This window comes from Thalassobacter sp. 16PALIMAR09 (assembly GCF_000765485.1).
In the GTDB taxonomy this organism is placed as follows: domain Bacteria; phylum Pseudomonadota; class Alphaproteobacteria; order Rhodobacterales; family Rhodobacteraceae; genus Thalassobacter; species Thalassobacter stenotrophicus.
The window spans coordinates 244,684-260,098 of the sequence record NZ_JHAK01000004.1 but is presented as its reverse complement, the minus strand read 5'-3'; the positions used below and the strand labels follow the sequence as shown (position 1 = coordinate 260,098).

Below are 15,415 nucleotides of genomic sequence, written 5' to 3'. Positions count from 1 at the left end.
GCACGGGGCTTAGATTGTTCGCGAAGGTCATAGACCCAAGACCGCGGTCTTAGCTTTTCTTGGACCACCAACCACGGCGCTTAGGCGTTGCCGCCTCTTTGGGGGCCTCCGGCGTGGGTTCAGGTGCCGCAACTGCCTCGACCAGTTCCACACTGACCTGAGGCTCGTCCTCGGCGACGGGCTCCGACACTACGTCAGCCACGTCCGCAACCGCAGCCACGACAGGAGCCGGAGCTTTGGCGCGCACGCGTTTTTTGGCCTTGGGCTTTTCAGCAACGGGCGCTTCGGCTTGGGCTTCTGCTTGGGTTTCGACCGCAGTGTCAACCGCAGGCTCAGGCGTCGCAGGTGTTTCCGCAACCGCAGCAGGTTCAGCTGGCGTTGAAGCTTCTTGGGGTGCTGCTTCGCCCGCCTCATCCACAGGCGTGTCCGTCTTTTTGCGACGCGACCGTGTACGCCGCTTCTTGGCGGGCTTTTCGTCGGCCTCAGCCTCGGGTGCGGGGTCTGCCGCTGGCTCGGCGGTGGTTTCTTGGGTCTCCCCCTCAGCCGCAGGCGTGTCCTGCTGACCCTCGGTCTCTATGCCCGATGTCTCATCCCCATTGCCGCCCTTACGACGACGCGACCGGCGACGGCGGCGCTTCTTGGGTGCGCCTTCGCCGTCTGTAGCCTCAGGCGTTGGGTTTGACGTGCTCTCACCGTTTGCCTCAGTGGCTTCGGTCTCAGCAGCGGTCTCATCAACCACATCCGCGTCATCGATCTCATCCATCAAAGCGGAATCCATCGACACAACGTTGCTCGAAATCTTGGGGAGAACGCGCGTGGCGGTCTTGAACTTTTCGAGCGTGTAATCCGGCGCGATCAGATGCGGATCGGCTTGGATACGCACGGCCATCGCATAACGCGCCTCGATCATCGCAAGATGCTCACGCTTGTCGTTCATGATGTAGTTGGCCACATCAACCGGCAGCTTCAACAGCACTTCGCGGGACCGTTTGCGCGTGCCCTCTTCTTCCAAGGCGCGCAGGATCGACAGCGCGAGGCTATCGTCCGAGCGGATCAGACCAGTGCCGTGACAAGCAGGACACGGCTGTGTCGTCGCCTCAAGCATGCCCGGACGCAGACGCTGACGCGACAGTTCCATCAGGCCAAAGCCCGAAATCCGGCCAACCTGAATGCGTGCGCGGTCAGATTTCAGCGCATCCTTGATCCGCTTTTCAACGGCGGCGTTGTTGCGGCGTTCATCCATGTCGATGAAGTCGATCACGATCAGACCCGCAAGGTCGCGCAGACGCAATTGGCGCGCCACCTCATCGGCAGCCTCCAAGTTGGTCTTGGTCGCGGTGTCCTCGATCGAGCCCTCTTTGGTCGCTTTGCCAGAGTTCACGTCAATCGCTACCAAGGCCTCGGTCACGCCGATCACGATGTAGCCACCGGACTTCAACTGAACCGTGGGGTTAAACATCCCCGACAGGTAGCTTTCGACCTGATGACGCGCGAACAGCGGCATGCCTTCGTTGTAGTGCTTCACGTTTTTGGCGTGCGACGGCATGATCATCTTCATGAAGTCTTTGGCGTGGCGGTAGCCTGCTTCGCCCTCAACGATGACCTCGTCGATATCGCGGTTATAAAGGTCGCGGATCGAACGACGGATCAGGTTGCCTTCTTCATAGATCTGCGCGGGCGCGATGGATTGCAGCGTCAGGGCGCGAATTTGCTCCCACTGGCGCTGCAGGTATTCGTAGTCGCGCTTGATCTCGGTCTTGGTGCGCTTGGCACCTGCCGTGCGAATGATCAGGCCCGCGCCCTTTGGCACGTCGATCTCATTGGCGATCTCTTTGAGCTTTTTGCGGTCCGGCGCGTTGGTGATCTTGCGGCTAATGCCACCACCGCGTGCTGTGTTCGGCATCAGGACGCAGTACCGACCTGCAAGGCTGAGGTACGTCGTCAGGGCCGCGCCTTTGTTGCCGCGCTCTTCTTTGACGACCTGCACCAGCATGACCTGACGGACTTTGATGACCTCTTGGATCTTGTAGCGCCGTGCGCGGGGTTTGCGCACCGGGCGAATTTCTTCGACGTCGTCGTCATCGGCCACAGTCTCGACGGAGCTATCCTTTTCAGCAGCGCTCGATTTGCGACGGCCCCGCTTGGGGCGCTCACCTACGGGCGCAGCCTCGGGGGTGTCCACGGGGTTTGCGTCGTCTGAAATGACCTCATCCGAAGCGGTGTCTTCGTCAGGTTCGACCACGTCCATGCCGGGGATCGAGGCTTCGGCCTCGACCGCTTCGGGTGCAGTCTCGGCAGGAGCCGTCTCAGCCTCAACCACTTCAGGTGCGGTCTCAGCCACTGGCTCTGGGTCCGCAACAACGTCGCCCGCTGGAGCTTCGTCAGCATCGCTGCCGCCTGCATCTTCGGGATCCTGCGAGATTACGGCGTCTTCGATGCCGGTGTCTTCGGCGATTGACGTCGGGGGCGTGTCATCACCCTCGGCGGATGCCTCAGCGGGGGCTTCTTCCTCGCTGGCTTCAGCCGCGGGCGCCTCAACCTCGGCCTCAGCAACCGGAGCTTCAGCAACCTCAACCGGAGCCTCTGCTACGGCTTCTGCCTCCGCAGCAGGCGCATCATCGGCAGCGGCTTCCGGCGTGGGCTGTTCAGCGCCCTCTTCGGCTGCGTCTACCTGACCCTCGGCTGCGACATCACCGTTTTCGTCCGACTTCTTGCGTGACCGCGAGCGACGCGCACGCTTGGGCTTCGCGGCGGGCTTTTCGTCTTCTTCCGCGGCGGCCTCTGCATCGGCCTGTTCTTCGGCCAAGATCGCATCACGATCCGCCTTAGGGATTTGATAGTAGTCGGGGTGAATTTCCGAAAACGCGAGGAAACCGTGGCGATTTCCGCCATAATCCACGAACGCTGCCTGCAAGGACGGCTCAACGCGCGTCACTTTTGCCAGGTAGATGTTGCCAGCAAGCTGGCGACGGTTCATGGATTCAAAGTCGAACTCCTCAACCTTGTTTCCGTCTGCCACGACAACCCGAGTTTCCTCGGGATGGGTGGCGTCGATGAGCATTTTTTTAGCCATTGTGTCTTTCTGCAAGACACCGCAAAGGGGGGTCCCGCCCTGCCGCGCCGGGTGATCGAACGGATCGATCCAACGCGCGAGGGTGGTGGGGCCGCTCGTGCGGCATCAGGTCTGGATGGGGCGATCCGGCAGCTGCGCAAGCCCAAGCGCGGCAGAGCTATCTCTGTCGGGGGGGCCTGTTGTAGTATTGCAGCGCTCTGCATCGCGGTTTGTCTCCGACACGACCCTGGCAAGGCCGGGCGTGTCCGGTTTATGGGCCCTAGCACACGTATGTCGCGCGCCGGAGCAGTCGGGGTGGGCCGTTTCCGGCCCGCTATCAAGCTGTGTCGGGGCTGGCGCAGTCGGGCGTCTCAGTCCTGTCACAGTGAATCTCTTGTGTCGGACACCGCGCAAATACGATGGCCGACACTTCCCTCTTAGCGCTAACCTTGGGGGAAAGACAATCCAAATTCGCGATTGATACCTATCTCAGAGGTAGTTGGACCGGCTGAGCCCGTATTTCGCCATCTTCTCATTGAGAGTTCGGCGCGGCAGGCTGAGTTCTTCCATCACGCTTGCGATAGACCCCCGGTGCCGCCGCATCGTGTTGTCGATGAGCATCCGCTCAAACGCCTCAACGTATTCCTTGAGCGGCTTGCCTTCGGTCGAGACCGCGTGCAGCGTCGTTTCCTCGGTGTCGGCCATCAGAAGCGAGGCAATGGACCCGGTGCCACGGCGCTGTTGCAGCACCGCGCGCTCCGCCAGATTGATCAACTGGCGCACGTTGCCGGGCCACGGCGCTTGCAGCAGTTGCGCGGCCTCTTGGGCCGTGACCGTGGGCGCCTCTGAGCCGTAGTCATCCGAAAATTGTTCCGCGAAGTGGGTGAACAGGCTCAGGATGTCTTCACCGCGCTGGCGTAGGGGCGGCAGAGCCAACCGCATCGCCGCGAGCCTGAAATAAAGGTCCGACCGCAGGTGTTCTTCGCAGGTCTTCGAGGGGTCCGCCCCGCCTGCGATGGCAATGATCCGGGTCTCGGCCGGGGCGCCTTGGTCGTTGATAAACGTCAGCAGCCGCGCCTGTAGCGCGTGGGGCAGCGCGTCGATATCCTCAAGGACCAGTGTTCCGCCCCGAGCCTCTTCGACCAAGGGCAGCCCGTCGGTGCAGGGTCCAAACAGCCGCTCCTCCAACGCGTCCTCTGCGAGCGACGCACAGGAAATGAGCGAGAACGTTTTGCCCTGACGCGGGCCAACAGCGTGCAGAGCATGAGCCACCAGCGTTTTGCCCGTGCCCGTTTCACCGTCGATCAGAACATGGCCATCCGCCTGCCCCAGATCGAGGATATCCTCACGCAGCCGCTCCATCGCGGGAGACGAGCCGATCAGCTTGCGCATCAAGACCGTGCCGTCCGAGAGCTCCTTGCGCAGTGCCCGGTTATCAAGCGTCAGTCGGCGCGCGTTTGAGGCGCGCTTAGCAAGATCCGACATGCGGTCCGGGTTGAACGGTTTTTCCAGAAAATCATAGGCCCCCATGCGCATCGCCTCTACGGCCATCGGCACGTCGCCATGTCCGGTGATCATGATGACCGGCAGGCTGGAATCCATTCCCATCAACCGCTTAAGGAACGCCATGCCATCCATCCCAGGCATCTTGATGTCCGAAATCACGATACCGGGAAAATCCGATCCCAGCCCCTTGAGCGCGTCTTCGGCGCTAGAATAGGTTTCGGTCTCATATCCGGACAGAGCCAGCCATTGGCTGATGCTCTGACGCATGTCTTGTTCGTCATCGACAATCGCAATTCTTGCGGCGTGTCCCATAATGTGTCCCTTACTCAGCCGTTACTCGGCGGCTTCAACGTCGCGACTTTCTAGCATCGGCAAGACGATTTCAAACACAGCGCCCCCATCGACCCCATTGCGGGCGGAAAGCCGCCCGCCGAGGTCTGTGATGATCCCTGATGAGATCGCAAGCCCCAGTCCAACACCGTCCCCCGGCTTTTTCGTCGTATAAAATGGCTCAAATAATGTTTCGAGGTTTTCGATCCCGGGCCCCGTATCCCGCACGGCCAAAACGGCGCTGTCCCCCATCGTCAGAAGGATATCCAACTCCCGCGTATCCGAGCCTTTCATCGCATCCAGTGCGTTGCGCACAAGGTTGATGATCACCTGCTCAAGCCGCAACCGATCCGCCATGATCATCACGGGCCGCTCAGGCGTGGTGCGGCTGAGGACGACGCGGTGCGCTTTGATCTGCGGCTCCATCATCGTCAGCGCCCCCGAGATCGCGGCGCGCACATCCACAGGTTCAAACGCCTCACCGCCCTTGCGCGCATAGCTTTTCAGCTGCCGAGTAATTGCGCCCATCCTCTCAATCAGATCATCGATCCGTTGAAAGCTGGACATCGCTTCTTCGGGGCGTTTGCGTTGCAGCAGCAGCTTCGCCCCCGCAAGGTAGGTTTTCATGGCCGCGAGTGGCTGGTTCAGCTCATGGCTAACGGCGGCAGACATCTCGCCTAAAGCTGCGAGCTTGGACGACTGCGCGAGGCTTTGCTCCGCCTCCTTCAGGGTTTCTTGGACCTTTTTACGCTCCGCGATTTCCCGGCTCAGACGGTCGTTTAGGCGGCGCAACTCTGCGCTTTCACGCTGAAACAGCAGCGAGCGGAACTGTGCCCGGCGGCTCAGCATGTAGAACGTGCCCGCAAGCAACAGCGCAAACGCCATGATCTGCAATGCGAGCACCGCATTCACCCGCTCGCGCACGGAATCGTAGGTCGTGAAGGTCGTCAAACGCCAGCCACGGAACGGGATGCGCGCCTCCAACTCCATGATGGCATCGCCCGAGAAATAGGCCCGGTCGACATAGGGCGCCCACCGTGCTGTTGCCTCAATCGCGCGGGCAATGGCAGACGGCGCCGAAATTTCCTCAAGCGCTAACTCAGTGGACAGGCCCCGCCAACGAGGTTCTGTCGAGAGGATCACGGTGCCTTCGGAATTCGTGACCACAACCGCCTCAGAGGCCCCGCGCCAACGGGTTTCAAACTTGGCCAGATCAACCTTGACCTGGATCACCCCAAGGGGCGCGTTTGCATCCCGGATTTGGCGCGAAAAGCTGAACTCATAGCCGCCACTTTCCAGCGGCGTGATGGTGAAGACGGTGCCGTCAGAGCGGAGCGCCTCAACCATGTAGGGTTGGTTGCGATGGATCGTGCCCAGTTGCTCACGGATTGAGGACGCAACCGCGCGGCCATCCATGTCGAGCATCAAAATAGAGGCCGCCCCGATCTCATCAACGTAGGAAATCAACCGCTGCGAGGTATTGGTATAATCCTGCGTGTTGAGCGCCGAAATCATGGTCGGGTCACGCGACAGCAACAGCGGCACAACCGTATGGCGCTGCAATTCCGATAGGATCGCACCGGTGTAAAGTGCTTGGCGCACCTCGGTCCGTTGCTTGGTCGTTTCTGTGAACCGCTGCGTCAGAACTTGGTTCGAGACCCACACAACAATCGCCGCCAACATCACAACGCCTACGATCAGCACGCGTTGCGAAGCGGGCAAACGCGGCTTGGGGCCGGTGGGTTGTGCAGCATCAGGGGGTGGGAGCGCGCTCATACCCTAAGGTACCTTGCGGCCGCCCAAGGCTCAAGCGTCGCGCGCATCACGCGCGACTTTGCGCTGATTGTGTGGCAGGCCCGCTGGACCTTATGCGCTGACGAGCGCGTCCGCGAGGCCTGTGAACATCGCCGCACCGTCGGTCCCGCCATGCACGGCCTCTGCGCGCCGCTCTGGGTGGGGCATCATGCCCAATACGCGGCGGTTCGCGCTGAGGATACCAGCGATATCCGCGTCCGACCCGTTGGGGTTATCGCCGTAGGTAAAGGCAATCCGGTCCTCAGCCTTGAGCATCGCAAGCGTGTCGGCATCCGCGGTGTAATTGCCATCGTGGTGCGCGATCGGAATGTCGATCGTGTCACCCTGCGCGTAACCGCTGGTAAAGGCGCTGTCAGCAGTTTCGACCACCAATGGCACAGTTTTGCAGATGTATTTCAGGCCCGCGTTACGCAAAAGCGCGCCGGGCAACAGACCCGTTTCCGCAAGGATTTGGAACCCGTTACAGACCCCCATCACGTAGCCCCCGGCCTCAGCATGGGCCTTGAGTGCCGTCGCAATCGGCGACTGGGCCGCAATCGCGCCGCACCGCAGGTAATCCCCGTAGGAAAAACCACCGGGCACACCGACAACGTCCACCTTCGGGAGCGTGGTTTCCTTGTGCCAAACCATCTCAACATCAAAGCCCGCACCCCGCAGGGCAACGGCAAGATCCCGGTCACAGTTTGAGCCAGGGAAAACGAGGACGGCGGCTTTCATGGGCGGGTTCCTTTAGGCGGTGAAATCGGTAATCACGGCCACGCCCGGAGACGTTGGACCGTTAAACGCAGCAAGTTCGCGCGAGGTTTCGGACAAGCCGATTTCACGCGCGATAAGCGGGGACATATCGACAGCCCCGCGAGTGATCAGGTCCAGCAAGGACGGGTACCGCCAGCTGGGCATCCCGCGCGAGGCATACACCGCGAGGTTGCCTTGATAGATAGCGGCCATGTTGACCTCCATCGTAGCGGTATGGCCCGTGGGCAGACCCAGTTGGATGTGCCGCCCCAAGGGAGCCAGACATTCGAGCGAACTGTTGACGGTCGCCGGGATGCCAAGAGCCTCCATCGAGACCTGCGCACCACCGCCCGTAAGCTCTTTGATCCGCGCGCCAACGTCGCCGTCACGGGCATCAATGACATGCTCCGCCCCGAGGGATTTGGCGTGCTCCAGCTTTTCAGGGACGACGTCAACACAGATAACCCGCGCGCCCAGCGCTTGGCCAAGTATCAAGGCCGACAGTCCTACCCCGCCAGTGCCATGCACCGCGAGCCATTCGCCGGTTTGCAGTCCAGCGCGCCCGGTCAGACCATGCCAAGCCGTCGTCACACGGCAGCCAAGACCGGCGGCAACCGTAGCGGACAAGCCTTCGGGCAGCAGCGACAGGTTGTGATCGAACGGAACCGCGACGTATTCGGCAAACGCGCCCGGCTCAACAAAGCCTGGCAAGCGTTGGTTTGGACAGGTGTTCTGCGCGCCCGATTGGCACGACGGGCAAGAGCCGCAGGCCAGAATGAAGGGCGCCACAACCATGTCGCCGACTTTGTGTTTTGCGCGAGGGCCGGCCTCAATCACTTCGCCGCAGTATTCGTGGCCGCCAATTTGACCCGGCTTGACCTTGGGGTGTTCCCCCACCCAGCCATGCCAGTCAGAGCGGCACACACCGCAGGCTTCGACTTTCAGAACCACACCGTCATCGGGACAGGCAGGATCAGCCACAGTCTCAATCGACAACGGGGCGTTGTATTCCCTCAATACCGCTGCGCGCATGTCTTCCCTCCCGATACGCTCAGATACGGTCGGGACGCAGCGCGCCCCGAACCAAACCTTAGGCCAGCTCTACGCTGTAGCTTTCGATGACCGTGTTGGCCAAAAGCTTTTCGCACATGTCGTTAATGTCCGCCTCAGAGGTGCCATCCGCCAGATCAAGTTCGATCAACTTGCCTTGGCGCACGCCCTCAACACCCGCAAAACCGAGATTGCCCAGCGCCGAACGCACTGCCTCTCCCTGCGGGTCCAGAACACCGTTTTTCAACATAACAGTTACGCGGGCTTTCATTCGGCCACTCCTTAATTGATGAGCGTAGGCTTGCTGGGCGCAGGCGCATTGGTGGGCAGCACGCCCAAACGGCGCGCCACTTCGGTGTAGGCATCTGCCAGATCGCCAAGATCACGACGGAACACGTCTTTGTCGAGCTTTTGACCCGTCTCGATGTCCCACAGGCGGCAGCTATCGGGTGAGATTTCATCCGCCAAAATCAGACGCATGAAATCGTTGTCCCACGCACGGCCGATCTCAATTTTGAAATCCACAAGCCGGATGCCAACAGCCAGCATAAGGCCGGACATAAAGTCGTTGACCCGCAGGGCCATGCTGACCATGTCGTCTAGGTCCTGCTGCGAGGCCCAGCCAAAGGCGGCGATATGCTCCTCCGAGACCAGCGGATCACCCAGCGCGTCGTCTTTGTAGCAAAACTCGATGATCGGACGCGGCAGTGGCGTGCCCTCTTCAAGGCCGAGGCGCTTGGCGATTGTTCCCGCTGCAAAGTTGCGCACAATGACCTCAAGTGGGATGATTTCCACCTGACGGATCAACTGCTCGCGCATGTTGAGGCGTTTGATAAAGTGCGTCGGCACCCCAATCTGCATCAGGCCCGTCATAAAGAATTCGCTCAGGCGATTGTTCAAAACCCCCTTGCCCTCGATCACTGCCTTTTTCTCGGCATTGAATGCGGTGGCGTCATCCTTGAAATACTGGACCAGCGTGCCCGGCTCCGGACCCTCGTACAGGATCTTGGCTTTGCCTTCGTAGATGAGCTTGCGACGTGCCATGGTGGCCTCCGGGATAATGTGCGCACCGCTTACGCCATGCGCTTGCCTACCGCAAGGCTTTGCCCGCGCGTGCGGTGTCTATGGCGCACCTGCGGCATGTGGCACGCTTGCAATGTGAGGGGGGTTACGCCCATATTAAGATAAGAAAAATGGGGATAGAGCCAGGAGTTCACCATGACCACGTTTGATGATCGCGAAAACGCCTTTGAAAACAAGTTCGCCCATGATGCTGAGATGCAATTCAAAGCAGACGCACGGCGCAACAAGCTGCTGGGCCTATGGGCCGCAGGTTTGATGGGCCTAGAGGGCGCCGCCGCCGAAACCTACGCCCAAGAAGTCGTAAAATCCGACTTTGAGGAAGCCGGCCACGAAGACGTCTTTCGCAAGGTGTCTGGGGACTTGGGTGGCAAAGCCGATGAGGCCACCATTCGCGCTAAGATGGCCGAATGCCTGGCCGAGGCAAAAGCCCAGATCATGAAAGACGCCTAGAAAACGCCTCAGGTGCCCGCGAAAATTAACGAATTAGTAGGCGCCTGCTGCTAACACTGTGAAACCGATCATTGGCCAGCCCACTTTCGACGGTGGGTTCGGCAAATCACTGTTTCACACTCACCCATTGCAGTGGTTGTGCGATCGGTCGGCGGAGAATCCGCCACGACTTTCCTCGCGCCACACTGATGCTGCCGCTTTGCGGTTCCAGACGCGCGAATGCCCGTATGCCCTTCCCGATGATGGGGCTTTTGATATCCCTCGCACCGGTTCACGGGCTTTGGGCGGAGACAGACTGTATGGCACATCCCCGAACGACGCAGGCGGCACCGGCCGCGCGGACCCGTGCGCGGCCTCGCCTCTCGCTCAGCCTGAAACAGATCCTGCCGCTGATCATCGGCGGCGTCATGGTGGTGCTGCTCGCCCAAAAGCTGGCCGATTTCGACCTTGCGCAGGTGCGCGACGCCTTGGCGCAGATCAGCCCGTTGGCATGGGCCACATCGATGGCCCTAACCGTGATCAGCTTTCGTGCTGTGGCCCAGTATGACCTCATCGCGCATCGATTGTTGGGCACGGGCCTGCCCCGTGGGCGCGTCCTGGCCTCTGGCGCATCGGCGACCGCCTTGGCGCAAATGTTGGGCCTAGGCGTGGTGACCGGGTCATTGGTGCGCTGGCGATTGTTACGCTCCGGCACTCCCGGCCAAGATCACCCCGGTCGGGCAATGTCGATCACAGGCCTCGTGACCGGGGGCTTTTTGTTCGGCTGGGCAATCACAACCCTGATCGCCTTTGCCACGCTGCCCACTTTGGCTGGCGATGTGGCGTGGATCGGTTGGATCGTTGGGCCGCTGGCCTTTGCGTTGTGCGGTGCCTCTTTGTTTTTCCCACGGTTCACAGTGTTTGGCCGTCAGATAATCATACCCGGACTACCAACGCTTGTGGCATTGGTGCTCTGGGCCGCGATTGACACGATTGCGGCGGCGGGGGCGCTCTATGTTTTGTTGCCGCCTGACGTGGACCTGTCGTTCGCATTGTTGATCCCTGCGTTCTTGCTGGCCCTTGGGTGCGGGATCATGTCCGGCACACCCGGCGGGTTCGGCGCGTTTGAGCTGACCCTGCTCAGCATGACCCCGCCCGAGGCCGCACCAGCCATCTTGGCCGCCATCGTCGGCTTTCGACTGACATATTATGTCCTGCCCGCGATGCTCGCTGCCGGTCATGTCCTGTGGCCCGCGGACAAAGCGCTTGAACCACTCGATACACCGCAGGTCCTGCGCCACGGGCTAAGCAAGACGGGTACACCCCCAAACACAACAACAATCCGAAACGCGCCCGACCCCCTGTCCGCCTTGCTGTTTGAGCCGGGTCGTGAGGCCATTTCCAACGCGGACAACACAGGCCACTGGCTGGTGCATCGCGGCAATCAGGCAGTGATAGCGATCGGGGGCCCCTTTGGAGCCAACCACGCGCAAATGGACGCCGCGCTTGATGTGGTCTCCCGCGAGGCCGGTGTGCCGGCGGTGGTATATAAGGCGCCCCAAGCCTTGGCATCTCAGCTGCGAACATCCGGATGGTGGCAACTGCCCCTTGGCGCGGAGGCGATTGTTTTGCCCGCGCAATTTGACCTCTCGGGGCCAAGCCACCGCCAACTGCGCCGCAAACTGCGCCATGCCACTAAGGCCGATGTGGTGATTACCCACCCCAAAAACCTGCCCATGCGGGAAATGACGAACGTTGCGCAAGAATGGGCCAAGGATCACGGCGGGGAACGCGGACTATCCATGGGCCGTTTCGCGCCGCAACTGCTGCGCGCCCAGCGTGTGTATACCGCACACCACAAGGGGGGTTTGATCGCTTTCGTCAGCTTTCACGTGACCGAAAGGGGCTGGATGCTGGACCTGGTGCGGCACACCAAAACTTGCCCCGATGGGACGATGCACGCGCTTATTTGCGCAGCAATCAATGACGCAGCCAATCAAAACATCGCCCAACTTTCGCTCGATTGCGTGCCGTTTCATGCGCCTTCAGCAAAGGGTATCACGGCCCGTATTTTTAATTGGGCTCACAAACGATCACCCGGCGCGCGCGGCTTGTTGCAATTCAAAAACAGCTTCGCACCTTCGTGGACACCTCGGTACTTGATGGTAAAGGGACCCGGCGGACTGCTGCTTGGGTGTTTTGAGATCGGTAAGGCTTTGCGCCCCACTCCCCAAAGCCGCCCTCACACCCAATCCCAACCTAACTCATAATAATCATGCATAATATGCACTTGATGCATGATGTGGTGCATGGCAGGCACGGCCAACGCCGACGTATTTAGAAAGCCCTCCCCCATGACCGACCGCAATGCCTTCACCACACTTTTGTCCGAACGCGACTGGCTTTTGGCGGATGGTGCGACCGGCACGAACCTTTTCAACATGGGGCTGCAATCTGGTGATGCGCCCGAGTTGTGGAACGAAACACACCCAGAAAATATCCGCACGCTTTATCGCGGCGCGGTCGATGCGGGTTCGGATATCTTTTTGACCAACTCATTCGGTGGCAACCGAGCGCGGCTTAAATTGCACGACGCAGGCCACCGCGCCCGTGAACTGTCGCGCATCGCAGCTGAGATTGGCCGCGACATCGCAGATGCCTCCGGGCGGACAGTAATCGTTGCGGGTTCAATGGGGCCAACGGGCGAAATCATGGCCCCCCTCGGCCCCCTCACCCACGCGGATGCGGTTGAGATGTTCCATGAACAGGCAGAGGGCCTGAAAGAAGGCGGCGCAGACGTTTTGTGGGTTGAGACGATCTCGGCCCCCGAGGAATACGCCGCTGCGGCCGAGGCCGCGAAACTGGCCGGTATGCCGTGGTGCGGCACCATGAGCTTTGATACCGCAGGACGCACAATGATGGGCATGACCTCAAACGCGATGGCAGCGATGGTCGAAAAACTGGACCATCCGCCCGTGGCGTTCGGTGCAAATTGTGGGGTTGGCGCATCGGACTTGCTGCGCACCGTCCAAGGGTTTGCGGCCACCGGCACGACCCGGCCGATCATCGCCAAAGGCAACGCAGGCATCCCCAAATACCATGATGGGCACATCCACTACGACGGCACGCCCGAGGTGATGGCCACCTATGCAACAATGGCCCGCGACAGTGGCGCGCACATCATTGGCGGCTGCTGTGGGACCATGCCCGAGCACCTGCGCGCCATGCGCCAAGCACTTGAAACACAGCCCAAAAGCGACGCGCCCGACATGGACGCCATCGCGCAGGCCTTGGGTGGGTTTTCATCTGAAAGCGACGGCACCAACGCAGACACAACGCCCCAGCCGCGCACCACACGCCGGCGCCGCCGCGCCTAAGTTGGCGTGACGGAAAGCATAAAATACACATCAAAATGATCGAAAGCGTCGGTGCGAGAACGGGCAATGTCGCAAACGAGAGCGTCGTTTCTGCGACACTCCGGCACACCGAACCTGACCCAATCGCGCTAGGGGGAGACCGCGCCATGTCTGAACAAGAAGATGACATCATCCTGAGTGAACTGGATGACAATGAACTCGTCCAACAGATGTACGACGACCTGTACGATGGCCTGAAGGAAGAGATTGAGGAAGCCGTTGGAATTCTGCTGGAACGCGGATGGGCCCCTTACCGCATCCTGACCGAGGCTTTGGTGGGCGGCATGACCGTTGTCGGAAACGATTTCCGCGATGGTATCTTGTTTGTGCCAGAGGTTTTGCTGGCCGCGAATGCTATGAAGGGTGGGATGTTTATCCTCAAGCCACTCCTGGCCGAAACTGGCGCGCCCCGCGTCGGCAAAATGGTCATTGGCACCGTTAAAGGTGACATTCACGACATCGGCAAAAACCTCGTGTCCATGATGATGGAAGGCGCGGGTTTTGAGGTTGTCGATCTAGGCATCAACAACGCTGTTGAGACTTACCTTGAGGCGCTCGAAGCCGAAAAGCCCGACATCCTTGGCATGTCCGCCCTGCTGACCACGACGATGCCCTATATGAAGGTCGTCATCGACACGATGGTCGAAAAGCAGATCCGCGACGACTATATCGTCCTCGTGGGTGGTGCGCCTTTGAACGAGGAATTCGGCAAGGCCATCGGTGCTGACGCTTACTGCCGTGATGCGGCTGTCGCCGTCGAAACGGCCAAAGAATGGGTCGCGCGCAAGCACAACCAAATGGCCGCAGGCTAAGGCGCAATGGCGCTGGCAGATACACCTGTCTGCGACTTTGGCTGGCCCGCCCCGCGCTTCGCACTCAGCGATCCAAGCGGAAAAATATATGACAGCCGGGACCTTATGGGCCCCGGCGGCTTATTGGTCGCATTCATTTGCAATCACTGCCCTTATGTTATTCGCTTTGCAGAGCGGCTTGCGATGGACCTAAATGCCCTTCAGGCACAGGGCGTGGGCGTCGCGGCGATCATGTCCAACGACTATGACACCTACCCCGCAGATGCTCCGGACAAGATGGCCACTTTTGCCCAAAGGCATGGCTTCGACTTTCCTTATCTCGTGGATACGGATCAATCGGTTGCGCGCGCGTTTGGGGCCGTCTGCACGCCCGATTTTTTTGGCTTTAACGCCAGCGGTGCGTTGCAGTACCGAGGGCGGCTGGATGACGGCGAACACAAGGCCAATGCCCCCCGCCGTGCGGAACTGCGCAATGCCATGCTCCAAATCGCGGATACGGGCACCGGGCCACAGGATCAAACCGCTTCAATGGGATGTTCACTCAAATGGCGTTAGATGATGATGCACTCACCGATCACGGGCTAACCGCGAAGGGCGCGGGCCGTATTCTGCTGTTGGCCTGCGGGGCTTTGGCGCGTGAGCTGATCGACCTGCGCGATGCCAACGGGTGGGATCACATGGATCTGCACTGCCTGCCTGCAATCCTGCACAACACACCGGACCGCATCCCCGATGCTGTGCGCGCGGCCGTGGAAAAACACCGTGCCGGGTATGAGACGATCTTGGTCGTCTATGCGGATTGCGGCACTGGCGGGATGCTGCAGAAGGCCTGTGCCGAGCTTGGGGTTGAGATGATCGAGGGCCCCCATTGCTACAGCTTTTTTGAGGGTAACGCCGCTTTTGCCGCCCGCGAAGAGTTCACGGCCTTCTACTTGACGGACTTCCTTGTGCGCCAATTCGACGCTTTTGTGACCAAGCCCCTTGGCCTCGATCGCCACCCCGAGTTGCGTGATATGTACTTCGCCCACTATGAAACGCTCGTATATCAGGCCCAAACCGACGATCCCGAGCTAACAAAAAAGGCGCAAATCTGTGCCGACCGCCTTGGGCTGCGGTTTGAGCGGCGCTTTACCGGGTATGGCGATTTGGACCCTGTTCTGCGCGCACTTTAGAGGCTGGATGCGCTT

Annotated in this window: 13 protein-coding genes; 6 read left to right on the top strand and 7 right to left on the bottom strand. The window is 60.4% G+C overall.

Features of this window, described 5'->3' with window-relative positions:
• Positions 1-49: 49 nt before the first annotated feature.
• The 7 genes from PM04_RS10805 to purC form a co-directional block, all read right to left on the bottom strand.
• Positions 50-3,073, bottom strand: a complete 3,024-nt coding sequence (locus PM04_RS10805) for a ribonuclease E/G (RefSeq protein ID WP_038006502.1) — start codon at positions 3,071-3,073, stop codon at positions 50-52.
• Between the two features lie 468 nt (positions 3,074-3,541).
• The gene (locus tag PM04_RS10800) at positions 3,542-4,870 is read right to left on the bottom strand and encodes a sigma-54 dependent transcriptional regulator (protein WP_038006501.1); all 1,329 of its coding nucleotides are present in this window, start codon (positions 4,868-4,870) and stop codon (positions 3,542-3,544) included.
• 21 nt (positions 4,871-4,891) lie between these two features.
• Positions 4,892-6,664 (bottom strand): ATP-binding protein, encoded by a 1,773-nt coding sequence (locus PM04_RS10795; protein WP_081945966.1) that lies wholly within the window; start codon positions 6,662-6,664, stop codon positions 4,892-4,894.
• A gap of 90 nt (positions 6,665-6,754) precedes the next feature.
• Entirely contained in the window at positions 6,755-7,420 is a 666-nt protein-coding gene (gene purQ / locus PM04_RS10790) for a phosphoribosylformylglycinamidine synthase subunit PurQ (RefSeq protein ID WP_038006499.1), read from the bottom strand.
• A 12-nt stretch (positions 7,421-7,432) separates the two neighbouring features.
• Positions 7,433-8,470: an alcohol dehydrogenase catalytic domain-containing protein gene (locus PM04_RS10785; protein ID WP_038006498.1), complete on the bottom strand. Its 1,038-nt coding sequence runs from the start codon at positions 8,468-8,470 to the stop codon at positions 7,433-7,435.
• A gap of 58 nt (positions 8,471-8,528) precedes the next feature.
• Positions 8,529-8,759, bottom strand: a complete 231-nt coding sequence (gene purS / locus PM04_RS10780; RefSeq protein ID WP_038006497.1) for a phosphoribosylformylglycinamidine synthase subunit PurS — start codon at positions 8,757-8,759, stop codon at positions 8,529-8,531.
• A gap of 11 nt (positions 8,760-8,770) precedes the next feature.
• Positions 8,771-9,532, bottom strand: a complete 762-nt coding sequence (gene purC / locus PM04_RS10775; protein WP_038006496.1) for a phosphoribosylaminoimidazolesuccinocarboxamide synthase — start codon at positions 9,530-9,532, stop codon at positions 8,771-8,773.
• Between the two features lie 174 nt (positions 9,533-9,706).
• Between purC and PM04_RS10770 the strand changes: the two genes are divergently transcribed.
• From PM04_RS10770 to PM04_RS10745, 6 genes are all read left to right on the top strand, one after another.
• The gene (locus PM04_RS10770; protein ID WP_038006495.1) at positions 9,707-10,021 is read left to right on the top strand and encodes a DUF1476 domain-containing protein; all 315 of its coding nucleotides are present in this window, start codon (positions 9,707-9,709) and stop codon (positions 10,019-10,021) included.
• Between the two features lie 299 nt (positions 10,022-10,320).
• On the top strand, positions 10,321-12,270 hold the full coding sequence (locus PM04_RS10765) for a phosphatidylglycerol lysyltransferase domain-containing protein (RefSeq protein ID WP_038006494.1): 1,950 nt from the start codon (positions 10,321-10,323) through the stop codon (positions 12,268-12,270).
• 84 nt (positions 12,271-12,354) lie between these two features.
• Entirely contained in the window at positions 12,355-13,377 is a 1,023-nt protein-coding gene (gene bmt, locus PM04_RS10760; protein ID WP_038006690.1) for a betaine--homocysteine S-methyltransferase, read from the top strand.
• A 146-nt stretch (positions 13,378-13,523) separates the two neighbouring features.
• A complete protein-coding gene (locus PM04_RS10755) occupies positions 13,524-14,228 on the top strand; it encodes a B12-binding domain-containing protein (protein WP_038006687.1) in 705 nt (234 codons plus the stop codon).
• Between the two features lie 6 nt (positions 14,229-14,234).
• Positions 14,235-14,783 carry a thioredoxin family protein gene (locus PM04_RS10750; RefSeq protein ID WP_038006493.1) on the top strand — a complete coding sequence of 183 codons (549 nt, stop codon included), beginning with the start codon at positions 14,235-14,237 and terminating at the stop codon, positions 14,781-14,783.
• Entirely contained in the window at positions 14,774-15,400 is a 627-nt protein-coding gene (locus PM04_RS10745) for a DUF1638 domain-containing protein (RefSeq protein ID WP_038006492.1), read from the top strand. Before PM04_RS10750 ends, PM04_RS10745 begins: the two co-directional genes overlap by 10 nt.
• The last annotated feature ends 15 nt before the right edge of the window (positions 15,401-15,415 follow it).